Consider the following 20,960-nt stretch of genomic DNA (forward strand, 5'->3'; position numbering starts at 1 on the left):
CTCCTGTTTCTGTAGGTTCCAGGGGTCGGCCGATGGGCGGTTGCTTCGCCCATCGGCCTCTTTCATTCGGCGGGCGGCAGGCCGCGCCAGACGCGAGCGCCCGCCAAAGCCCGCCGGACGAATTCGTTTCCGCCCTCCTCATCCTCCTCCTGCGGTGCGGCCGCAGGCCTCTGGCGCGCGGCCAGAGCGGAGAAGTCGATGAGATCGGCGGCGGAATCTTCTTCGATCTCCAGGCGCGCAAGGGCGTCGCGGGCGGGATCGGGAATGCGGAGGAAATGGCCCGCCACCACGGCGCCGGTGGCGGCCGCCGGCGGCGTTTCGGCCTCCTCGCGGGCGACGGAGGTCCGGCGGGCCTTGTCGTAAAGCGCGGCGCGCTCCAGCGCCTTCATGTTCGCCGCAGCCGCAGCCCCCGCCTTGACGGATTTGACCAGACGCCGCTTGTTCTTGTTCCACTCGCGGCCCTCGTCGGCGCTGTTGAAGGCGGAGTCCGGCTTGTAATCTGCGACCGCCAGATAGCGCCCGTTCAGTGCGTAGAGGTGGACGCCCGCACTCAGGTTCTCGGGATCGAACATGACCGCCACCCGCTGACCTGCCAGCCGGGCCGAAACCTCGGACCAGTAACGGTTCTTGCGATGGGCGCCGCTTCCGGCCTTGATGCTGATCACGCCGCTTTGGCCGATGGTCACGACCTCGCGCGACATCAGCAGCAGACGGCGCTGGCGCTCGGAAAGCTGGCGCGGGACGACTCCCTCGGAGGCCTCCGCCCAGGCCTGATCGAAGCTCAGAACGCCCCGGCACAGCTGGGTCTTGCGGTTCGGCTGGGCGTTATGGCGGCGAATCTCGTCGGCGAGCGCGGCCTGCACCTCCTCGACCGCGACCGCCGAGGCTTTGCTGAAGCCCCGCCCGATCAGGGCGGGATGGGTCGCGACCTTGTCGTGGATCCCACCGATGCCGAAGGCGCGCTCGATGGGCTTGGCGCCGGGATTGCCGATCTCTTTGTCCGGATTGGTGAAATGCGGTTCGATCCCGAGGGCGAGCAGCATGCCGATCCCGTCATGCTCGTCCTTGAAGCGGCGGCGGCCCCTCGCTCCGGCGCTCATCGGCTTGTTCGCCGCCACCATGGTGTTGTCCACCCACATATGCGCGGGCGCGCAGACCGAGGTCAGGTCATAAGTGGCTAGCCGGAAAAGGTCTGCATGCTCGGTCTTGCCGAGACGGAACGCCAGGATCCGGCGCGTGGCGACGTCCTGAAACAGCCAGGCCGTCGCCGTGTTGAGGATCTCGCCGTCCGGGAACCGCACCCAGAGCTTGTCGAATTTGAGGCCGTCGCCGTTCACCGCCTCGCCCGGCGCGAAGACGCTGGCGTCGCGGCGCTGCTTGGGCAGACGGTCGGAGATCGCGCCCATGCCCTCGCGCATGAAGATCACGACGAGCGGATCGAGATCCGTCTCGATCCGCCGCGCCAGCGTCTTGGCGGAGGGGATGGTCCAGCCCTCGCTGGCCGCGACTTCCGCCAGCCGCCGATAGCTGTCGGCGTGGCTCGGCTGGCGGCGGGTGAGGTAATGCCCGACGTAGAAATCCCAGGCCGCCGCATCGCATTCGGCGCGGCGGTCGACCTTCCCGGCGTAGCGAGGAGCCAGAGCGGGCAGCCAGTTCCGGCGCTCGATCCCCTTCACCGCGGCCATCCAGCGCCGCAGCGTGGCCGGAGCCGCGCCCGATTCCTCCGCGATCAGCTCCACCGCCCGGACGCGGCTGGCGCCGCTCTCGATCAGCGTTGCGACATCGAGGAGCAGATTCATCCGCCGTTCCGCCTCCGCCCGATGATGTTCGGGCTGGTTCTCGTAAAATCCCCAGGCCTCGTCCTGTAGCGGCGGCTCGACGGCGCCCTTCGGCGCCGCCTTGCGCTGGCGCAGCAGCCAGGCCGCGCGGGCGCGCTCCGGCAGGCCGGAGACGTGATATTCCAGACCCCCGCCGCGACCCGCCTCCCGCTGGCGGCTTCCCCAGCCGTCGCGCTTCGCGCGCCTGATGACGCCGCTCTCGCTGGCTGGAATTCCCGGCAATCCTTGGGCGGCCCAATCCGCCGCCGAGAGCCATTCGGTCATGATCGCCCCCTTTGGGGCGGCTTCCGCCGCTCGCAGCCGGGGATCACAAATTGCAGGCCCCATTCGGTCATCTCGACGGACCACGGGCAGGGAAGCGAAATCCCCCCCCCCTCGATTCCTGGTCCTGCGACATGGCCGCGGCCTCCTGCTGCGTTCCCGTTGCGCCGACGCCAGCCCCCGCGCCCTGCGCCAGGGCGCGGGCGGATCTGGATTTCCGGATGAGGGGGCTGGCGGACTTCATCAGCCCTCCTCGCGCAGGGCGGGAGAGGCCCGGAAAGCCAGCGTCGAGCTGGCGCGGATCTCGATGGCCTCGCCGGTTTGAGGATTGCGCCCGGCGCGCGAGCCCCGCGAACGACGCTCGAATGCGCCGAATCCCTTGATCGAGACCTCATGCCCGGCGCCGGTGGTCTCGACGATGGCGGCCAGCGCCTCGTCAAGCACGGCGTCGACCTGATCCTTGTGGAACCCGGTCGCCTCGGCGACCTGCGCGATCAGCGTGAGTTTGGTCAATCTGGTCATGTTCAATTCCTGACGGAGACAAGACGGATGGAGGCCGGAGCGGGATCCGCTCCGGTCTTGGCGAAGGCCTCGCCGCGAGCCCCGGAGGACGCGGCGGAATTGGGGGATGAGGATGAGGCGGCGCGTGTTGTGCGGGCGCTGTCGGTAAAGCGCGGACTTTCTTTACCGCTGACACTTTGTGCGGTTCGATATATGCTCGCCGCGCCAGACCGACCGCGGTTCGGCGTCCCGTCCGGGCCGTAGCGATCCGGCCAAATCACCTCCGGCGCCACGCCGAGATGATCGGCCACGATCCGCTCCACGGCAGGATAAGGGCGGTGCAGGGCCTGACGGACCGTGCCCTCCCCATATCCGTTCCGGCGAGAAAGCTCGGCCATCGTCGATCCCCTCATCCGGATCGCGGCCTTGATTTCTTCAGGATGCCACCCGCGCGCCGTGCGGGCGATCCGTGCAGATCTCTTCATGAGACTGCGTCCTCTCAACATCGCCTCGCGGACGGCCATCCGATGGGCGAAAAATTGCGGTGCAGGTTGTGACGTTCCGTACGGAAATTGAAGTTAAAAAACTTCACTATCAAAGGAAAAACACTTCATTTTTGACGTGCGCTGAAAACGCGACAGGAGACCCGGCGATTAATCATTTAATATCAGTATTTTACTATATTTTATATTTTTTTAAAGCACCCACCTCAGAAGGCCAGGTCAAAGCTTATGAACTCTGATGAAGGCTTTTCCGCGAGGCTTAAAATTGCCCTTGGCAAACGCAGCGGAAGCTGGCTAGGCCGTCAGCTCGGCGTGGCAGGATCAACCGTAAACGACTGGTTAAGAGGCGACAGTGAGCCAGTATTATCAAACTTGATCAAATCCGCAGAAACACTGGGCATATCAGTGCAATGGCTTGCAACTGGTGAGGGGAGCATGATCGGCAGCAACCCCAAAAGCACTCACCAAGAGCCTGTGGATAAATGGCTGCTTACCAAAGCTGTTGAAGGAGTTAGGCGCACCTATAAGCGCGTAGGGGGGCAGATTCAGGCTGCTGGAGAAGTGGAACTAGCTTTTGAAATGCATGATAGGATCGTCACACTTGCAGCAGGTCAGGAAGCCCGACACGGCGCCCTGTTGATGGCCTTAGACCAACTCGAAAAGGATCTCATAGGCTCTGCGAAAACCAAGGAAGGCGGCGACAAACGCACGGCCCAATTCTCGTAATAAATGAATAATCAGCATAGGGAATAGGTAAAACTTGAGATGCTTTCGGTCAGGGTTTGCGCTCGCTTCAGATAGGCGCGTGAGTTTAGAAAAACATTAAATATCATATAGATAATAAAACACTGACCAAAACATGAAACACTGACGCCTCGGTCAGTGTTTCAAGTAAGAACCCTGACCGAAAATTTCCTGTGAAATGTCGCGGATCTGCGACAACATCTATATTTATCAATCGCTTAAATGCATGTTTAAACGCCGATCAAATAGGCAAATGGATTCCCAAATCATCTGTCCCAAAACTCGATCTCGGGGAAATTTCTCAAACCTCGGCGTTGCCGCGGCGATCAAGAGCGAAGGCGCTTAGACGCCTGTAAATGCGTCATGAATCCCATTTAATGCCGCCTTGTCCTGGCCTATCCCGGATTTCTCAAACCTCGTGTCCGTCAATAGCCCACCAACGGATCATGCACACGACGAACTGGCCGCCCTGATCCGTGCTGGAAATCTCGGCTTCACGCAACGAGCCGGGGCTCTCCCTCCAAGACCCGAGAGCGCCGCCTTCGCCCTAGGGTCAGCCTGATGACATCTCCATTTCGGGGATCTCGCCAGATCCAGCACAATACGTCCGAACTCCAGGGGCCATCTCGCTGAATCCCATCTCGGCATCGATCAGCGCCGCCGATCAAGCCTCGAGCCGCTCCATGGAAGAGCTATCTGTTCCTGAAGACCGGCCTGCGCTTCTCGACGAAGGCGGCCATGCCTTCCTTGCGGTCCTCCAGGGCGAAGGCGGCGTAGAGCAGCCGTCTCTCCAGATGGACGCCCTCCGCGAGGTGGGTCTCATAGGCCTTGTTCACCGCCTCCTTGGCCAGCATCGCGATGGGGCGCGACAATCGAGCCGCCTTCGTCGCCAGCTTCAGAGCCTCCTCGTAATAGCTCTCCTGCGGGAAGACCCGCGACACCAGGCCCATCGCCAGCGCCTCCCCGGCGTCGAGCGCGCGGCCCGTCAGGATCATGTCCATGGCCGCCGCCTTGCCGATCAGCCGCGTCAGGCGCTGGGTGCCCCCGGCTCCGGGGATGATCCCGATCTGCGTCTCCGGCAGGCTGAAGCGGGCGCTTTCCGAGGCCACGACGATGTCGCACATCATCGCCAGCTCGCAGCCGCCCCCGACCGCATGGCCGGAGACCGCCGCAACAGTGGGCTTCCGCGCGCGCGCCAGCGCCTCCCAGGAGGCCGTGACGAAGCCTTCCTCGTAGACTTCGGCGAAGGTCTTGTCCTTGATCTCCTTGACGTCGGCGCCGGCGGCGAAGGCCTTCTCCGAGCCGGTCACGAGGATCGCGCCGATCTGCGGATCGGCGTCGAAACCGGCGACGGCTGCGGAAAGCTCGCCCGTGAGCTGTCTGTTCAGCGCGTTGAGCGCCTCGGGGCGGTTCAGCGTCACGACGCCCACGGCGCCCTCGACGCGGGTCAGGATGCATTCGAAACTCATGGCGGACCTCAGGCGATGCGGATGACGATCTTGCCCATGCGGGCCGGATGCTCCAGCCGGGCGAAGGCGGCGGGAACTTCGGAAAGCGGAAAGACGCCGTCGATCAGCGGCGCGAATCCGCCCGCCTCCCAGGCGCGGACCAGGCGGCGGAATTCGTCGAGGCTCCCCATGGTCGAGCCGTGAACGGAGATCTGTCGCACGAAAAGCCGCTGGATCTCGGCGGAGGGATGGCCGCCCGTGGTCGCGCCGCAGGTCACGAGCCTTCCGCCCCGCGCCAGAGACCGCAAGGAGGCGGCCCAGGTCTTTTCGCCCACATCGTCGACGACGAGATCCACGCCCTCGCCCCCGGTCAGTCGCAGGACGGCTTTCGCCACGTCTTCGGCGGCGTAATCGACGGCCGGAACGCCCATCGCCCGAACATGCGCGAGCTTCTGCGCGCCCGTGGTGGAGGCGATCACGCGCGCCCCCGCCATGCGCGCCAGCTGCAGCGCCGCATAGGCCACGCCTCCGCCCGCGCCCTGGATCAGAACCGAAGAGCCCGGCCCGGCCTCGCCCTTGCCGAAGACCATCCGCCAGGCGGTGAGCCAGGCCACGCCCAGAGCCGCCGCCTGCTCCACGTCGGCCTCCGGCGCGAGCCTGATCAGCGAAACCGCAGGCAAGGCGACTTCTTCGGCGAAAACCCCGTCGCGATGCTCGCCGAGGATCTTCACCGCGACGCAGAGCGGCTGATCTCCCGCGAGGCAGAAGCGGCAGCGCCCGCAGAATTCACAAGGGTAGAGCAGGACGCGGTCTCCGGGCGCGAAGCCGGAGTCCGGATCGACCTCCAGAATCTCGCCGACGCCGTCCACGCCCATGATCTGCGGCAAGGCGTGGGTGATTCCGGCGCCGCTGTCGCGCATGTAGAGATCGACCCGGTTGACCGAAGCCGCCAGCATCCGCACCCGCGCCCATCCGGGCGGGCGAACCGGATCCGGGGCCTCGCCGTACACGACGCCCTCCGCGCCGCGCGTCTTGAGGATCACGGCCTTCATCGGTCCTCCTCCCTGAATTTTCAGGTCAATATATTTTCTTTTATACCGATGCAGATCCTCTAAGGATCATCATCTTCATGTGGTTTTAAAGCATGTTGCCAATCCGGATTCAAGATAATATATGTAAATATATTTACGTAAAAACCGGGAGGATGACATGACGATGGATTCGGAGACCCTGGCGCAGTTCACCACGGCGGTCCGCCGCTTCGTGGAGGAGCGCCTTATTCCCGCCGAGGCCGAAGTGGCCGAAACCGACGAAATCCCCGCCGGAATCGTCGCGGAGATGCGCGATCTCGGGCTTTTCGGCCTCACCGCGCCCGAGGAGTTCGGCGGCCTCGGCCTGACCATGGAGGAGGAGGTCCTGACCATCTTCGAGCTGGGCCGCGCGGCGCCCGCCTTCCGCTCGATGTTCGCGACCAACGTCGGCATCGGGATGCAGGGCATCGCCATCGACGGCACCCCGGAGCAGAAGGCGAAATATCTGCCGCGTCTGGCCACGGGCGAGCTCATCGGCTCCTTCGCCCTCACCGAGCCGGACGTGGGCTCGGATGCGGGTTCCGTCCGGACCTCCGCCCGCAGGGAGGGCGATCATTACGTGCTCAACGGCGTGAAGCGCTTCATCACCAATGCGCCTCATGCGGGGCTCTTCACGGTGATGGCCCGCACCGATCCGAACCAGAAAGGCGCCTCCGGAGTCTCGGCCTTCGCCGTGGAGCGCGGAACCCCCGGCCTCTCCCTCGGCAAGACCGAGAAGAAGATGGGTCAGCAGGGCGCCCATGTCTGCGACGTGGTCTTTGAGGATTGCCGCGTTCCGGCCTCGGCGCTGATCGGCGGTCTGGAGGGGCAGGGCTTCAAGACCGCCATGAAAGTGCTCGACAAGGGGCGTCTGCATATCGCGGCGGCCTGCGTCGGGCTCTCGGAGCGCATCCTCGACGACATGCTCGCCTACGCCGTCGAGCGCAGGCAGTTCGGCAAGCCTCTGGCGGAGTTCCAGCTGATTCAGGCCATGTTCGCCGATTCGAAGGCCGAGGCCTACGCCGCGCGCTGCATGGTCGTCGACGCGGCCCGCAAGCGCGACGCCGGACAGGACGTGAGCCTTGAGGCCTCCTGCGCGAAGATGTTCGCCTCGGAGGCCGTGGGCCGCATCGCCGACCGCAACGTCCAGGTTCACGGCGGCAACGGCTATATCCGCGAATATCGCGCCGAGCAGCTCTTCCGCGACGCCCGGCTGTTCCGGATCTACGAGGGCACGACCCAGATCCAGCAGATCATCATCGCCAAGGCTCTGACCGCCGGGGCGAAGGCCCGCGCCGGAGGATGAAGCCTCAGGGGGCGGCGGTCATTCCGCCGCCTCCTTCGACCGCGATTCCGCATCCGGATCGATCTTCTTGAAGTTGCGCAGCATCTTGTCGAGGTAATGGATCATGTGGATCCGGTCTTCGGTGGAGAATCCGGCCAGCGCCTCTTCGTAGTAATCGGCGATGACCGGGCGCATGTCGCCGTCCCAGAGGCCGCGCCCCTTGGCGGTCAGGCGGATCAGCCGCGAGCGGCCGTCCTTCTCGTCGACGACCCGCTCCAGATAGCCCATGGCCTCCAGCCGCGAGAGCACCCCCGCCAGATTCTGACGGCTGACGAGCAGGAAGGCGGCCATGTCGCCCACGGCGGCGCCGTCCTCGAATCCGGGACGCGTCAGGGCGCCGAGCACCGCCCATTGCTGTGTGGTGATTCCATGATCCTCCAGCGCCCGCGTGCCGGTTTTATGCAGCATGTTGGCGCATTGGTAGAGCCGGAAGAAGAGCCTGTTGCTCAATCCGGCGGACATTCCCGAAAATCTGTCAATATCTTTCACCATTTACGCAGTCTCGCCCGAGCGGCGGCCAGGGTCAAGAGAGCAGGAGGCGGGGGCTCGCAGAAAATTAATGGAAATATATTGACATAAAAATCCGAGCATCCTACCTTCCTGATCCAGAGGGGCGAAAGATGATCCGGCGCTGAAGAAACCGGGATCTTCCCCACCAGACATCGGGAATCCGCAGGAACGGCGGTTTTCCGGGCGGATTTCTGCAATCTGAACATCAGGGATGGAAATGTCTTTGCGAGGCTTGAAAGGTAAAGTCGTTGTCGTAACCGGAGGCGGCGGCGGCATCGGCTCCGCGACCTGCCTGCGGTTCGCCGAGGAAGGCGCGCGCGTCGTGGTCGCGGACATCAGCCCGGCGGCCGCCGAGAAGGTCGTCGAGGCGATCCGCGCCGCGGGCGGCGAGGCGGTCGCCATGATCGCCGACCTCACCGACTACGCAGCCACCGGCGAGGCCGTGGCGAAGATCGAGGCCGGATTCGGCCCCGTCGACATCCTCGTGAACAATGCGGGTTGGGACCTCTTCGTCCCCTTCCTCAAATCCGAACCCGACTACTGGGCGAAGATCATCGACATCAATCTGCGCGCGGTGCTGAACGTCACCAGGCCGGTGCTGGCCTCGATGGTGGCGCGCAAGGCGGGCGGACGGGTGGTCTCCATCGGTTCGGACGCCGGACGCGGCGGCTCCTCGGGCGAGTCGGTCTATTCGGCCTGCAAGGCGGGCGTGATCGCCTTCATGAAGACCCTCGCGCGCGAGCATTCGCGCCACGGGATCACCTTCAACACCGTCTGCCCCGGCGTGACCGAAACCGGCATGCTCGAGAACTTCATGGAGGCGGCGGGCGACAAGGAGAAGCTCCGGGTGGCCTTCGCCAAGGCCGTGCCCATGGGCCGCCTCGGGCGCCCCGAGGATCTGCCCGGCGCGATCCTCTTCCTGGCCAGCGACGACGCGGCCTTCATCACCGGCCAGACGATCAGCGTCTCGGGCGGCCTGACGATGCACGGCTGAGGGAGCGACGCCATGAGCTACGAAGACATCCTCTATGAAGAGCGCGGCGGCGCGGCCTGGATCACCATCAACCGTCCCGACAAATACAACGCCTTCCGCGGCCAGACGGTCGACGAACTCATCCACGCCTTCCAGAAGGCAGGATGGGACCGCAAGATCGGCGTGATCGTGCTGACCGGCGCGGGCGACAAGGCCTTCTGCACCGGCGGCGACCAGTCCGCCCATGACGGCCAGTATGACGGGCGCGGCGTGATCGGCCTGCCCATCGACGAGCTTCAGAGCCTCATCCGCGACGTGCCCAAGCCCGTGATCGCGCGGGTGAACGGCTTCGCCATCGGCGGCGGCAACGTCCTCGCCACCATCTGCGATCTGACCATCGCCTCCGAGAAGGCGCAGTTCGGCCAGGTCGGCCCCAAGGTGGGTTCGGTGGATCCGGGCTTCGGCACGGCCTATCTGGCCCGCGTGGTCGGCGAGAAGCGCGCCCGAGAGATCTGGTATCTCAACAAGCGCTACAGCGCCGCCGAGGCGCTCGCCTGGGGGCTCGTCAACGCCGTGGTTCCGCATGAGCAGCTCGACGCCGAAGTCGACCGCTGGGCGGCCGAACTGATGGACCGCTCGCCGACGGCTCTGGCTCTGGCGAAGGTCTCCTTCAACGCCGACAGCGAGAACATCCGGGGCATCTCCGCCCTCGGGATGCGCGCCCTCAGCCTCTATTACGACACCGACGAGAGCAAGGAAGGCGGCGTGGCCTTCCGCGAGAAGCGCAAGCCCGATTTCCGCAAGTTCGGGAAATAGGCTTTCGCCTCCGGGGGCGGCGGGCCTCTTCGTCCGGGAGACCCGCCGCGCCTTTCGAATTCCCTGCGCGAGACTTCAAGAATCAAGGCCTCGAAGAGGCCGGGAGGAATCATGGCTGCGCCCAGCATTTTCGACACAGAGGAATTGAACGCCCTGCGGGACCTCGCCCGCAAGTTCGCGACGGAGCGTCTCGCGCCGGGCTATCAGGCGCGCGAGAAATCCGGCGGCTTCGGGCCGGATCTCGTCCGCGAGATGGGCTCGCTCGGGCTGATCGCGCCCGAACTGCCCGAGGAGTTCGGCGGACTCGGCGCCGGAAGCATCTATTCCGGCGTCATCATCGAGGAGATCGCCAGGGGCGACTTCAATTTCGGCTACGTCAACATCCTCGGCTCGCTGAACGGCCAGATCCTCGCGAATTTCGCCCATGACTCGATCAAGCGCGCATGGCTGCCGCGTCTGATCGCGGGCGAACTCATGGTCGCCATCGCCCTCACCGAGCCGCGCGGCGGATCGGACGCCGCCAATCTCGGGCTGAAGATGGAGCGCTCGGGCGCCCATTACATCCTCAACGGCGAAAAGACCTCGATTTCGGCGGCCGATCAGGCGGCGGGTTCGGTGGTCTTCGCCCGCACCGGGCGTCCGGAGGACAAGGCCAGGGGAATTTCGGCGATCTTCGTGCCGATGGATCTGCCGGGAATCTCGACCACCCGCTTCACGGACGTCGGTCAGCACGCCATCGGGCGCGGCTCGATCTTCTTCGACAATGTGAAGGTGCCCGCCGAAAACCTCCTCGGCGAGGAGGGCAAGGGCTTCGTGCAGGTGATGCAGGGCTTCGACTTCTCGCGCTCGCTGATCGGGCTGCAATGCCTCGGGACGGCCCGCCAGAGCCTCGACGAGACCTGGGCCTACGCCGGAGAGCGCCACGCCTTCGGCAAGCCCCTCGCGGCCTTTCAGGGCGTCTCGCATCAGCTCGCCGATTTCGACACCCGCGTCGAGGGCGCGCGGCTGCTGAGCCTCAACGCGCTCTGGCTGAAGGACCAGGGCCTGCCGCATGTCGCCGAGGCCGCGATGGCCAAATGGTGGCCTCCGCTGCTGGCCTATGAGGCGATCCACGCCTGTCTGCTGATCCACGGCCACGCCGGATATTCCAACGAACTGCCCTACGAACAGCGTCTGCGCGACGTTCTGGGCCTCCAGATCGGCGACGGCACCGCGCACATCATGAAAAACATCATCGCTCGCGAGCGGGCCGGCCGCGCGGCCGTCTCCACCTGACGAAGCGAGAGGGGAAACGTCATGAATTTCGATCCCGTGTTGATCGAGCCGCGTCGGGCGCGCATGAAGGCCGCCGGATTCTGGCGCGACGAGACCTTGCTCGACCATTTCGAGGCCCGCCTGAAGGAGAAGCCCGAGGCCCTCGCCCTGACCGCCGTGATCGCGGCGACGGGCGAGCGACGGGATTTCACCTGGGCCGAAATCGACCGTCTCGCCTGGAAGGCGACGGCGGGTCTGCGTCGGCTGGGGCTCGGCAAGGACGACGTGCTGTCCTGCCAGCTGCCCAACGGCTGGGAGTTCGTCGTGCTCTACATCGCCTGTCGGCGTCTGGGCGTGGTGTTCAATCCGGTCATGCCGATCTTCCGCGAGCATGAATTGCGCTTCATGCTCAGGCATGGCGAGACGAAGGTCTTCGTCATCCCGAAGATCTTCCGCAATTTCGATCACGAGGCCATGGCCGAGGCTCTGAAACCCGAGCTTCCGGATCTGGCGCATCTGGTCGTGGCGGGCGGAGCGGGCGCGAACAGCTTCGAGGCGCTGCTCGTCGAGCCCTCGGCGGAGGAGCTTGCGGAGCTTCGGACGCTCAGCGCCCGCGACCGCGGCGACGCCGACGACGTCTGCCAGCTGATCTACACCTCGGGCACCACCGGCGAGCCCAAAGGCGTGATGCATAGCGCCAACACCATGTATTCCAACCTTTATCCCTATGCGGAGCGGCTGGGGCTCGGGGCGCGGGACGTGATCCTGATGGCTTCGCCCATGGCCCATCAGACGGGCTTCATGTACGGCTTCCTCATGCCGGTGATGCTCGGGGCGCGCATGGTGCTGCTCGACGTCTGGGACAAGGCGCTCGCCGCGCGGCTGATCGCTCGGGAGCGCGTGAGCTTCACCATGGCCTCGACGCCCTTCCTCATGGATCTGACGCAGGAGGCGGAGGAGTCCGGCGCCGACGTCTCTTCGCTGCGGATCTTCCTTTGCGCCGGAGCGGCCATTCCCGGCGCTCTGGTGGAGCGCGGCGACAGGATCCTCGGCGCGCGGGTGATCTCGGCCTGGGGCATGACCGAGAACGGCGCCGTGACCGTCTGCCGCCCCGAGGATCCTCCCCGGCGCTCCGCCGACAGCGACGGCTTTCCCCTGCCCGGCATGGAGATCCAGATCCGCGACGTGGACGGCGCGCCTCTGCCGCCCCGCCGCGAAGGGAGCCTCTTCGTGCGCGGCTGCTCGAATTTCGCGGGCTACCTCAAGCGCCCGCAGTGGAACGCCACCGACGCCGAAGGCTGGTTCGACACGGGCGACCTCGCCTGGGCCGACGAAGAGGGCTACATCCGCATCAGCGGCCGCTCCAAGGACATCATCATCCGCGGCGCCGAGAACATCCCGGTCGTCGAGGTGGAGGCGCTGCTCTACAAGCATCCGGCGGTGTTGCGGGCGGCCATCGTGGGCTATCCGGACGAGCGCCTCGGCGAGCGGGCCTGCGCCTTCGTGGCGGTCAAGCCGGGGGCGGCCTTCGACTTCGCCGAGATGACGCGCTTCCTCAAGGCGGAGCGTCTGGCGCAGCAATATTTCCCCGAGCGTCTGGAGGTCGTGGAGGCTCTGCCGAGCACCGCCTCCGGCAAGATCCAGAAATTCGCGCTGAGGAACCAGCTTCGAGCCGAGGCCGAAGCCCGCAAGGGCTGAAGTCCGCGAGAGCCGCCCCGCCCGGCGCTCGCCAGAGATCCGGGCGGACTCCCATCTCGTCAGGCTCCAGAGGCCGACCATGTCCCAGACCTCCCCTGTCACGCTCCTTGTCGAGGGCGGGACGGCGCTGATCCTCATCGACAAGCCTCCGGTGAACCTGGCTTCGCGAGCCGTCCGCGAAGGACTCATGGCGGCGCTCGACGGCGCCGAGGCCGCAGCGGCTTCAGGCCAGGCGAGCCGGGTGGTTCTGGCGGGCGCGGGCAAGGCCTTCATGGCCGGCGCCGACGCGAAGGAATTCGCCGGAGCGCCTCAGCCGCCCCATCTGCCCGACATCGTCGCGCGGATAGCAGTCTTTCCCATTCCCGTGGTCGCGGCGATCCGCGGCCCGGCTCTGGGCGGCGGCCTCGAACTGGCTCTGGCGGCGCGGGCGCGGGTCGCGGCGCCGGGGGCGGTCCTCGGTCTGCCCGAGGTGACGCTCGGCGTGGTCCCCGGCGCGGGCGGAACCCAGCTTCTGCCGCGCCTGATCGGCTTCGCGCCCGCTGTGTTGCTGATCTCCGAAGGCCGGAGCCTCGGCCCGGAGGAGGCGCTGAAGCTCGGGTTGATCGACGCGGTCGCGGAGGATCCGCTCGCGGCGGCGCGGGAGATCCCCATTCCCGAGCGGGCTCCGCTCGCCCTCGTCGCCGATGCGGAGGCGCTCGCCGCCGCCCGGACTCAGGCCGCCCGCCGGACTCCCGGCCAGATCGCGCCGCTCAGGGCCATCGAGCTGATCGAGGCCGCCGCGCGTCTGCCGCTCGCCGAGGGGCTGGCTCTGGAGCGCGCAACCTTCCTGAGCCTCAAGACCTCCGATCAGGCGGGCGCCTTGCGTCATGTCTTTTTCGCCGAGCGCGCGGCCATGTCGCGCGGCAAGGGCGAGGCCGCCCGCGAGATCCGTTCCGCCGTGGTGGTCGGCGGCGGGAACATGGGCTCCTCCATCGCCTATGCGCTGGCGGGGCTCGGGATCGACGTCGCGCTGGTAGAGACCGACGCGGCGGGCGCGGCCCGGGCGCGCGAGAACGTCGCCCGGCTTTACGCCGAGGCCGTGAAGCGGGGCAAATCCTCCGAGGCGGAAGCCGCCGCCGAAATGGCCGCGCGCTTCTCCTTTCATGAAGGCTATGGCGCGCTTCCTGCGGCGGATCTCGCGATAGAAGCCGCCTTCGAGGATCTGGAGGTCAAGCGCGCGATCTTCGCCGCGCTGGACGCCGCCTTGCCCGAGACGACGATCCTCGCCACCAACACCTCTTATCTCGATGTGAACGCCATCGCCGAAGGGCTGCGCAATCCGGGGCGTTTCCTCGGGCTGCATTTCTTCAGTCCGGCCCATCTCATGAAGCTGCTGGAGGTGGTCAAGGGCCGCGAGACCTCGCCGGAGACTCTGGCCTCGGCTCTGGCTCTGGCGCGGCGGCTGAAGAAGATCCCGGTGCTGGCGGGCGTCTGCGACGGCTTCATCGGCAACCGCATCCTGACGCGCTATCGCCAGACGACGGACATCCTCCTGCTCGAGGGCGCGACCCCCTGGGCCGTCGACGCCGCCATGCGAGATTTCGGCATGGCCATGGGGCCTTACGAGGTTCAGGACCTCTCCGGCCTCGACATCGCCTACGCCAACCGCAAGCGGCTCGGCTGGAGGACGAAGCCGGGCTTCCGCTACATCCCCATCGCCGACCGCATCGTCGAGGAGACGGGGCGGCTCGGGCGCAAGACCGGGGCGGGCTGGTATGACCATGGAGGCGGCGCGGCGAAGCCTTCGGGCTTCATCGAGGCCATCCTCTTCGAGGAATCCGCCAGGGCGGGGATCCGGCGCCGCGAGATCGGCGCGGCGGAGATCGTCGAGCGCGCGACCACGGCCATGATCGAAGAGAGCCTGCGCATCCTCGAAGAGGGGATCGCCGAAAGGCCCTCCGACGTCGATCTGGTGATGATCCACGGCTACGCCTTTCCGCGCTGGCGGGGCGGCCCGATGTGGCTCGCGGATCGGCTCGGGGCGCCTGAAGTCCTGCGGCGCGTCGAAGCCTACGCCGCCGAAGATCCGCTGTCGTGGAGCCCGCCCGAGCTTCTGCGCCGTCTGGCGCGGGAGGGCCGCAATCTTGACGATCTGGAGGGAGGGCGCGATGCCTGAAGCTTATATCTGCGACTACATCCGCACGCCCGTCGGCCGTTACGGCGGGGCTCTGGCGGCGGTGCGGACCGATGATCTGGCGGCCCTGCCTCTGGCGGCCTTGCTGACGCGCAATCCGGGGCTCGACCCCGCCGCCGTCGAGGAGGTCTGGTATGGCTGCGCCAATCAGGCGGGCGAGGACAACCGCAATGTGGCGCGCATGGCGCTGCTGCTGGCGGGCCTGCCCGAGACCATTCCCGGCGTCACGGTGAACCGGCTCTGCGGCTCGGGGCTGGAGGCGGTCGCCGCCGCCGCCCGCGCCATCCGCGCCGGAGAGATGGAGATCGCCATAGCCGGGGGCGTCGAGAGCATGACCCGCGCGCCCTTCGTCATTCCGAAGGGGGCTTCGGGCTGGTCCCGCGCGACGGAGATCCACGATACGACCATCGGCTGGCGCTTCGTCAATCCCCGCCTGAAGGCGCAATACGGCGTCGATTCCATGCCGGAGACCGCCGAGAACCTCGCCGATGATCACAAGATCTCCCGCGCGGATCAGGACGCCTTCGCCCTGCGCTCTCAGGCGAAGGCGGCGGCGGCTCAGGCCAACGGGCGCTTCGCGGCGGAGATCATCCCCGTGACGGTTCCGCTCGGGCGGGGCAAGACGGCGGAGATCCTTCAGGACGAACATGCCCGCGAGACCACGCTTGAAGACCTCGCGAGGCTCAAGCCCATCACGCGGCCGGACGGAACCGTCACGGCGGGCAACGCCTCGGGCGTCAACGACGGGGCGGCGGCTCTGATCATCGCCACGGCGGAGGCCGCGAAACGCCACGGTCTGACGCCCATCGCCCGCGTGCTGGGCGGCGCCTCGGCGGGCGTGGCGCCGCGCGTCATGGGCTATGGCCCGGTTCCGGCGCTCCGCAAGCTCTCGGCGCAGACCGGCGTCGCGCTGGAATCCCTCGACGTGATCGAGCTGAACGAAGCCTTCGCGAGCCAGGCGCTGGCGGTGTTGCGGGGGCTCGGAATCGCCGACGACGATCCGCGCGTGAACCCCAACGGCGGCGCCATAGCTCTGGGCCACCCGCTCGGCATGAGCGGCGCCCGCATCGCGGGAACGGCGGCTCTGGAGCTGGCGCGCGGAGGAGGACGCCACGCCGTCGCGACGATGTGCGTCGGCGTCGGGCAAGGCGCCGCGCTGATGCTCGCGCGCGTCTGAAGAGAATCATCAGGAGGAAACGCAATGGCCGAGATCCAGCCCTTCAAATGGGACGACCCCTTTCTGCTCGACGAGCAGCTGACCGAAGACGAACGCATGATCCGCGAAAGCGCCTTCGCCTATGCGCAGGACAAGCTTGCGCCCCGCGTCCGCGAGGCCTTCCGCAAGGAGCACACCGACCCCGAGATCTTCCGCGAGATGGGCGCGCTCGGCCTGCTCGGCGTGACCATCCCCGAGGAATATGGCGGGATCGGCGCGGGCTATGTCTCCTATGGCCTCGTGGCGCGCGAAGTGGAGCGGGTGGATTCCGGCTATCGCTCCATGATGTCGGTGCAGTCCAGCCTCGTGATGCATCCGATCTACGCCTATGGCTCCGAAGAGCATCGGCGCAAATACCTGCCGAAACTGGCTTCGGGCGAGTTCATCGGCTGCTTCGGGCTCACCGAGCCGGACGCAGGCTCCGATCCCGGCGGCATGAAGACCCGCGCCGTCAAGACCGCCGACGGCTATCGCCTCAACGGCGCGAAGACCTGGATCTCGAATTCCCCCATCGCGGATGTTTTCGTGGTCTGGGCGAAATCCGAGGCCCATGGCGGGAAGATCCGCGGCTTCGTGCTGGAGAAGGGAACCAAAGGCCTTTCCGCGCCGAAGATCGAGGGCAAGCTTTCCCTGCGCGCCTCCATCACCGGCGAAATCGTGCTGGAGGACGTCGAGGTCGGGGAAGAGGCGCTGCTCCCGAATACGGAGGGTCTGTCCGGACCTTTCGGCTGCCTCAACCGCGCGCGCTACGGCATCGCCTGGGGCGCGATGGGCGCCGCCGAAGCCTGCTGGCATGCGGCCCGTCAATATGGCCTCGACCGCAGGCAATTCGGGCGGCCTCTGGCCCAGACGCAGCTTTATCAGAACAAGCTCTCCAACATGCTGACCGAGATCACGCTCGGGCTTCAGGCGGCGCTTCGCGTCGGGCGGCTCTTCGAAGAGGGCCGCATGGCGCCGGAGATGATCTCCGTCATCAAGCGCAACAACTGCGGCAAGGCGCTGGACGTCGCCCGCATGGCGCGCGACATGCACGGCGGAAACGGCATCTCCGACGAATTCCCCGTCATGCGCCACATGGTCAATCTGGAGACCGTGAACACCTATGAAGGCGCCTATGACGTGCACAGCCTGATCCTCGGGCGGGCGCAGACCGGCCTTCAGGCCTTTTTCTGATCGGGGGACGATTCCATGAAAATCCTCGTGCCCGTGAAGCGGGTCATTGACTTCAACGTCAAGCCGCGCGTGAAGAGCGACGGCTCCGGCGTGGATCTCGCCAATGTCAAGATGTCGATGAATCCCTTCGACGAAATCGCCGTCGAAGAGGCCGTCCGGCTGAAGGAGGCCGGAAAGGCCTCCGAGATCCTCGTGGTCTCCATCGGGGTCAAGCAGGCGCAGGAGACCCTGCGCACCGCCCTCGCCATGGGCGCCGACCGCGCGATCCTCGTCACGGCCTCCGAGGACGTCCATCAGGACGTCGAGCCTCTGGCCGTGGCCAGGATCCTCAAGGCGGTGGCCGAGGCTGAAAAGCCTGATCTCGTCATCGCGGGCAAACAGGCCATCGACAACGACATGAACGCCGTGGGCCAGATGCTCGCCGCGCTGCTCGGCTGGAGTCAGGCGAGCTTCGCCTCCTCCCTGACGCTCGAAGAGGGTCATGCTTCGGTCGTGCGCGAAGTGGACGGCGGCCTTCAGACGGTGCGCGTGAAGCTGCCCGCCGTGATCACGGCGGATCTGCGGCTCAACGAACCCCGTTACGCCAGCCTTCCCAACATCATGAAGGCGAAAAAGAAGCCTCTGGAGGAGAAGACCCCCGCCGATTACGGCGTGGACGCTTCGCCGCGTCTGACCATCCTCAAGACCGCCGAACCCCCAAGCCGCAAGGCCGGAATCAAGGTCGGATCGGTGGATGAGCTGATCTCCAAACTCAAGACGGAAGCGGGGGTGATCTGATGGGCGTTCTTCTTCTCGCGGAGCTTTCCGGCTCCGGACTCGCGCGCGACGCCACGGCCAAGGCTCTGGCGGCGGCCAGGGCCCTCGGGCCCGCGACGGTGCTTGTCGCCGGACAGGGCGTCGCCGGAGCGGCGGCCGAAGCGGCGAAGCTCGAAGGCGTGGCCAGGGTGCTGCTCGCCGATGATCCGCTTTACGCCCATGGCCTGCCCGAGCCTCTGGCGGCCTTGCTGATCGCTCTGGCGCCGGGCTACGGCCATATCCTCGCACCGGCCACGGCGACGACGAAAAGCGCCTTGCCGCGCGCGGCGGCTCTGCTTGACGTGATGATCATCCCCGACGTGGTGTCGGTGGAGAGCGCCGAGGTCTTCGTGCGGCCCGTCTATGCGGGCGCGGCCTTGCAGACCCTGCGCTCCGGGGATCCGGTCAAGATCCTGACCATCCGCACGGCGGCCTTCCAGCCCGTCGGCGAGAGCGGGGCCTCGGCTCCGGTCGAGGCCGTCGCGGCGGCGGCGGATCCGGCGCTTTCGACCTGGGTCAAGGAGGAGGTCGCGGCCTCCGACCGGCCCGAGCTGGCGGCGGCGCGGGTGGTGGTCTCCGGCGGACGCGGCGTCGGCTCTCAGGAGAGCTTCAGGCTCATCGAGGCTCTGGCGGACAAGCTCGGGGCGGCGGTGGGCGCCTCGCGCGCGGCGGTGGATTCCGGCTACGCCCCCAACGACCTTCAGGTCGGCCAGACGGGCAAGGTCGTGGCGCCCGAGCTTTACATCGCGGTCGGCATTTCGGGCGCGATCCAGCATCTGGCGGGCATGAAGGACAGCAAGGTCATCGTCGCGATCAACAAGGACGAAGAGGCCCCGATCTTTCAGGTGGCCGATTACGGCCTCGTCGGCGATCTCTTCGCCCTCGCGCCGGAGCTGACGAAGAAGCTCTGAACGCCGAAGCGCGCGGCTTGCGGGCCGCGCGTCAGCCAGCTCATGCGCGCGAAGGGGGAGGACAGCCGATGGACGCAAAGATCCAGCGCGAACGGATGGACTATGACGTGGTGATCGTGGGCGCGGGTCCGGCGGGCCTCTCCGCCGCGATCCGCCTGAAGCAGCTTGATCCGGAGCTTTCCGTGGTCCTGCTGGAGAAGGGTTCGGAGGTCGGAGCGCATATCCTCTCCGGCGCGGTGCTGGACCTCTGCGGGCTTGAGGCGCTTCTCCCCGATTGGCGCGAGCGCGGCGCTCCGCTCGGCGTCGAGGTGGAGCAGGATGAATTCCGCCTGCTGACCCGCACGAAAAGCCTGCGGATTCCGAATTGGCCCATGCCGCCGATGATGTCCAACCACGGCAAGCGGATCGTCTCGATGGGGCTGGTCTGCCGCTGGATGGCGGCGCAGGCCGAGGCCCTCGGCGTGGAGATCTTTCCGGGCATGTCCTGTTCGGAGATCGTCCGGGGCGAACGCGGCGAAGTCCGGGGCGTGGTGGCGGGCGAATTCGGCAAGCGGGCCGACGGGACGCCGGGTCCGCATTACGAGCCGGGCATGGAGATCCTCGGCAAATACGTCTTCCTCGCCGAGGGCGCGCGCGGCTCGCTCTCCAAGGAGCTGATCGCGAGCTTCGACCTCTCCCGAGGCCATGAGCCGCAGAAATTCGGCCTCGGCATGAAGGAGGTCTGGCGGCTGGACCCGGCGAAGCATCGGCAGGGCGCGGCGACCCACAGCATGGGCTGGCCGCTCGGGCGCAAGGCCGGAGGCGGCGGCTTTCTCTATCACGCCGAGGGCGGAGAGCTGTTCCTCGGCTTCGTGGTGCATCTGAATTACAAGAATCCCTATCTGCATCCCTATCTGGAGTTTCAGGACTTCAAGCGTCATCCCTTCGTCGCGGAGCTGCTGGAGGGCGGCGAGCGTCTGGTCTATGGCGCGCGGGCGATCTCGGAAGGCGGCTGGCAGTCGATTCCGAAGCTGACGGCGCCGGGCGCGGTCTTGCTGGGCTGTTCGGCGGGGCTGGTGAACGTGCCGCGCATCAAGGGCAATCACAACGCCATGCTCTCGGGGATCGCGGCGGCCGAGGCCGCCCATGCGGCGATCCGCGCAGGCCGCTCCGGCGACGAGCTGACCGCCTATGAAGCGGATCTGCGCTCCGGGCCCATCGCGCAGGATCTGAAGAAAGGGCGCAACGTCAAGCCGCTCTGGACGCGCTTCGGCCTGACGGGGGCCCTGGGGCTCGGGGGGCTGGACATGTGGGCCGCCAGCCTGACCGGACGCAACCTTTTCGGCTCCCTGAGCCATGGCGGAACCGACGCCGCCGCCACCGAGCCCGCCGCCGGGCACAAGCCCATCGACTACCCGAGGCCGGACGGCAAGCTCGCCTTCGACCGCCTGACCAATGTGGCTTTCGCCTTCACCAATCACGAGGAAAGCCAGCCTGCGCATCTGAAGCTGAAGGATCCGGCCTTGCCCCTCTCGCGGAGTCTGCCGGAATTCGCCGAGCCCGCGCAGCGCTATTGCCCCGCCGGAGTCTATGAGGTGCTCGACGAGCCTTCAGGTCCGCGCTTCCAGATCAATTTCCAGAACTGCGTGCATTGCAAGACCTGCGACGTGAAGGATCCGCTTCAGAACATCCTCTGGACCACGCCCCAAGGCGGCGAGGGTCCGAATTACCCGAACATGTGAGAGGAGGCGC

General features: G+C 66.5%; 18 protein-coding genes. 12 read left to right on the forward strand and 6 right to left on the reverse strand.

The genetic code is table 11. The features are described 5' to 3' along the window. Positions 1–62: 62 nt before the first annotated feature. The 3 genes from PHN62_RS03940 to PHN62_RS03950 form a co-directional block, all read right to left on the reverse strand. Positions 63–2,102 carry a transposase domain-containing protein gene (locus PHN62_RS03940; protein ID WP_300146574.1) on the reverse strand — a complete coding sequence of 680 codons (2,040 nt, stop codon included), beginning with the start codon at positions 2,100–2,102 and terminating at the stop codon, positions 63–65. Between the two features lie 240 nt (positions 2,103–2,342). Then, positions 2,343–2,621 carry an HU family DNA-binding protein gene (locus tag PHN62_RS03945; RefSeq protein WP_300146577.1) on the reverse strand — a complete coding sequence of 93 codons (279 nt, stop codon included), beginning with the start codon at positions 2,619–2,621 and terminating at the stop codon, positions 2,343–2,345. A 2-nt stretch (positions 2,622–2,623) separates the two neighbouring features. Further along, positions 2,624–3,085 (reverse strand): helix-turn-helix transcriptional regulator, encoded by a 462-nt coding sequence (locus tag PHN62_RS03950; protein ID WP_300146580.1) that lies wholly within the window; start codon positions 3,083–3,085, stop codon positions 2,624–2,626. A gap of 246 nt (positions 3,086–3,331) precedes the next feature. Here PHN62_RS03950 and PHN62_RS03955 point away from each other — a divergent pair, with 246 nt between their 5' ends. Next, a complete protein-coding gene (locus PHN62_RS03955; RefSeq protein WP_300146582.1) occupies positions 3,332–3,829 on the forward strand; it encodes a helix-turn-helix domain-containing protein in 498 nt (165 codons plus the stop codon). Positions 3,830–4,539: 710 nt separating this feature from the next. On the opposite strand, the gene PHN62_RS03960 is transcribed toward PHN62_RS03955, so the two are convergent. Together PHN62_RS03960 and PHN62_RS03965 are read right to left on the reverse strand one after the other, a co-directional pair. Beyond that, a complete protein-coding gene (locus PHN62_RS03960; RefSeq protein WP_300146585.1) occupies positions 4,540–5,316 on the reverse strand; it encodes an enoyl-CoA hydratase-related protein in 777 nt (258 codons plus the stop codon). Positions 5,317–5,324: 8 nt separating this feature from the next. Continuing rightward, positions 5,325–6,347 carry a zinc-binding dehydrogenase gene (locus PHN62_RS03965; RefSeq protein WP_300146588.1) on the reverse strand — a complete coding sequence of 341 codons (1,023 nt, stop codon included), beginning with the start codon at positions 6,345–6,347 and terminating at the stop codon, positions 5,325–5,327. A 157-nt stretch (positions 6,348–6,504) separates the two neighbouring features. Here PHN62_RS03965 and PHN62_RS03970 point away from each other — a divergent pair, with 157 nt between their 5' ends. Then, complete coding sequence (locus PHN62_RS03970; RefSeq protein WP_300146590.1) at positions 6,505–7,671, forward strand: acyl-CoA dehydrogenase family protein; 1,167 nt, start codon at positions 6,505–6,507, stop codon at positions 7,669–7,671. Between the two features lie 18 nt (positions 7,672–7,689). Here PHN62_RS03970 and PHN62_RS03975 read toward each other — a convergent pair whose 3' ends face one another. Continuing rightward, on the reverse strand, positions 7,690–8,172 hold the full coding sequence (locus PHN62_RS03975; protein ID WP_300146593.1) for a MarR family winged helix-turn-helix transcriptional regulator: 483 nt from the start codon (positions 8,170–8,172) through the stop codon (positions 7,690–7,692). A gap of 265 nt (positions 8,173–8,437) precedes the next feature. Here PHN62_RS03975 and PHN62_RS03980 point away from each other — a divergent pair, with 265 nt between their 5' ends. From PHN62_RS03980 to PHN62_RS04025, 10 genes are all read left to right on the forward strand, one after another. After that, positions 8,438–9,214 carry an SDR family NAD(P)-dependent oxidoreductase gene (locus PHN62_RS03980; RefSeq protein ID WP_367186993.1) on the forward strand — a complete coding sequence of 259 codons (777 nt, stop codon included), beginning with the start codon at positions 8,438–8,440 and terminating at the stop codon, positions 9,212–9,214. Between the two features lie 12 nt (positions 9,215–9,226). After that, a complete protein-coding gene (gene badI / locus PHN62_RS03985; RefSeq protein WP_300146599.1) occupies positions 9,227–10,009 on the forward strand; it encodes a 2-ketocyclohexanecarboxyl-CoA hydrolase in 783 nt (260 codons plus the stop codon). Between the two features lie 111 nt (positions 10,010–10,120). Continuing rightward, the gene (gene aliB, locus PHN62_RS03990) at positions 10,121–11,284 is read left to right on the forward strand and encodes a cyclohexanecarboxyl-CoA dehydrogenase (RefSeq protein ID WP_300146652.1); all 1,164 of its coding nucleotides are present in this window, start codon (positions 10,121–10,123) and stop codon (positions 11,282–11,284) included. 21 nt (positions 11,285–11,305) lie between these two features. Further along, positions 11,306–12,961 carry a cyclohexanecarboxylate-CoA ligase gene (aliA, locus tag PHN62_RS03995; protein WP_300146655.1) on the forward strand — a complete coding sequence of 552 codons (1,656 nt, stop codon included), beginning with the start codon at positions 11,306–11,308 and terminating at the stop codon, positions 12,959–12,961. A 79-nt stretch (positions 12,962–13,040) separates the two neighbouring features. Further along, positions 13,041–15,116, forward strand: a complete 2,076-nt coding sequence (locus tag PHN62_RS04000; protein ID WP_300146658.1) for an FAD-dependent oxidoreductase — start codon at positions 13,041–13,043, stop codon at positions 15,114–15,116. Next, positions 15,109–16,311 carry a 3-oxoadipyl-CoA thiolase gene (gene pcaF, locus PHN62_RS04005; protein WP_300146660.1) on the forward strand — a complete coding sequence of 401 codons (1,203 nt, stop codon included), beginning with the start codon at positions 15,109–15,111 and terminating at the stop codon, positions 16,309–16,311. Before PHN62_RS04000 ends, pcaF begins: the two co-directional genes overlap by 8 nt. 24 nt (positions 16,312–16,335) lie before the next feature. Continuing rightward, entirely contained in the window at positions 16,336–17,523 is a 1,188-nt protein-coding gene (locus tag PHN62_RS04010) for an acyl-CoA dehydrogenase (RefSeq protein ID WP_300146662.1), read from the forward strand. Between the two features lie 15 nt (positions 17,524–17,538). Next, positions 17,539–18,300, forward strand: a complete 762-nt coding sequence (locus PHN62_RS04015) for an electron transfer flavoprotein subunit beta/FixA family protein (RefSeq protein WP_300146665.1) — start codon at positions 17,539–17,541, stop codon at positions 18,298–18,300. Then, positions 18,300–19,229: an FAD-binding protein gene (locus PHN62_RS04020; RefSeq protein ID WP_300146668.1), complete on the forward strand. Its 930-nt coding sequence runs from the start codon at positions 18,300–18,302 to the stop codon at positions 19,227–19,229. The genes PHN62_RS04015 and PHN62_RS04020 overlap by 1 nt, the downstream gene beginning before the upstream one ends. A gap of 68 nt (positions 19,230–19,297) precedes the next feature. After that, positions 19,298–20,950: an electron transfer flavoprotein-ubiquinone oxidoreductase gene (locus tag PHN62_RS04025; protein ID WP_300146670.1), complete on the forward strand. Its 1,653-nt coding sequence runs from the start codon at positions 19,298–19,300 to the stop codon at positions 20,948–20,950. The last annotated feature ends 10 nt before the right edge of the window (positions 20,951–20,960 follow it).

The sequence above is a fragment of the Neomegalonema sp. genome (assembly GCF_028688855.1).
In the GTDB taxonomy this organism is placed as follows: Bacteria; Pseudomonadota; Alphaproteobacteria; order Rhodobacterales; family Rhodobacteraceae; genus Neomegalonema.

Coding starts and splice junctions, on each gene's coding strand:
- PHN62_RS03940 (WP_300146574.1), bottom strand. CDS start 2,102: ATGACCGAATGGCTCTCGGCGGCGGATTGGGCCGCCCAAGGATTGCCG.
- PHN62_RS03945 (WP_300146577.1), bottom strand. CDS start 2,621: ATGACCAGATTGACCAAACTCACGCTGATCGCGCAGGTCGCCGAGGCG.
- PHN62_RS03950 (WP_300146580.1), bottom strand. CDS start 3,085: ATGAAGAGATCTGCACGGATCGCCCGCACGGCGCGCGGGTGGCATCCT.
- PHN62_RS03955 (WP_300146582.1), top strand. CDS start 3,332: ATGAACTCTGATGAAGGCTTTTCCGCGAGGCTTAAAATTGCCCTTGGC.
- PHN62_RS03960 (WP_300146585.1), bottom strand. CDS start 5,316: ATGAGTTTCGAATGCATCCTGACCCGCGTCGAGGGCGCCGTGGGCGTC.
- PHN62_RS03965 (WP_300146588.1), bottom strand. CDS start 6,347: ATGAAGGCCGTGATCCTCAAGACGCGCGGCGCGGAGGGCGTCGTGTAC.
- PHN62_RS03970 (WP_300146590.1), top strand. CDS start 6,505: ATGACGATGGATTCGGAGACCCTGGCGCAGTTCACCACGGCGGTCCGC.
- PHN62_RS03975 (WP_300146593.1), bottom strand. CDS start 8,172: ATGTCCGCCGGATTGAGCAACAGGCTCTTCTTCCGGCTCTACCAATGC.
- PHN62_RS03980 (WP_367186993.1), top strand. CDS start 8,438: ATGTCTTTGCGAGGCTTGAAAGGTAAAGTCGTTGTCGTAACCGGAGGC.
- badI (WP_300146599.1), top strand. CDS start 9,227: ATGAGCTACGAAGACATCCTCTATGAAGAGCGCGGCGGCGCGGCCTGG.
- aliB (WP_300146652.1), top strand. CDS start 10,121: ATGGCTGCGCCCAGCATTTTCGACACAGAGGAATTGAACGCCCTGCGG.
- aliA (WP_300146655.1), top strand. CDS start 11,306: ATGAATTTCGATCCCGTGTTGATCGAGCCGCGTCGGGCGCGCATGAAG.
- PHN62_RS04000 (WP_300146658.1), top strand. CDS start 13,041: ATGTCCCAGACCTCCCCTGTCACGCTCCTTGTCGAGGGCGGGACGGCG.
- pcaF (WP_300146660.1), top strand. CDS start 15,109: ATGCCTGAAGCTTATATCTGCGACTACATCCGCACGCCCGTCGGCCGT.
- PHN62_RS04010 (WP_300146662.1), top strand. CDS start 16,336: ATGGCCGAGATCCAGCCCTTCAAATGGGACGACCCCTTTCTGCTCGAC.
- PHN62_RS04015 (WP_300146665.1), top strand. CDS start 17,539: ATGAAAATCCTCGTGCCCGTGAAGCGGGTCATTGACTTCAACGTCAAG.
- PHN62_RS04020 (WP_300146668.1), top strand. CDS start 18,300: ATGGGCGTTCTTCTTCTCGCGGAGCTTTCCGGCTCCGGACTCGCGCGC.
- PHN62_RS04025 (WP_300146670.1), top strand. CDS start 19,298: ATGGACGCAAAGATCCAGCGCGAACGGATGGACTATGACGTGGTGATC.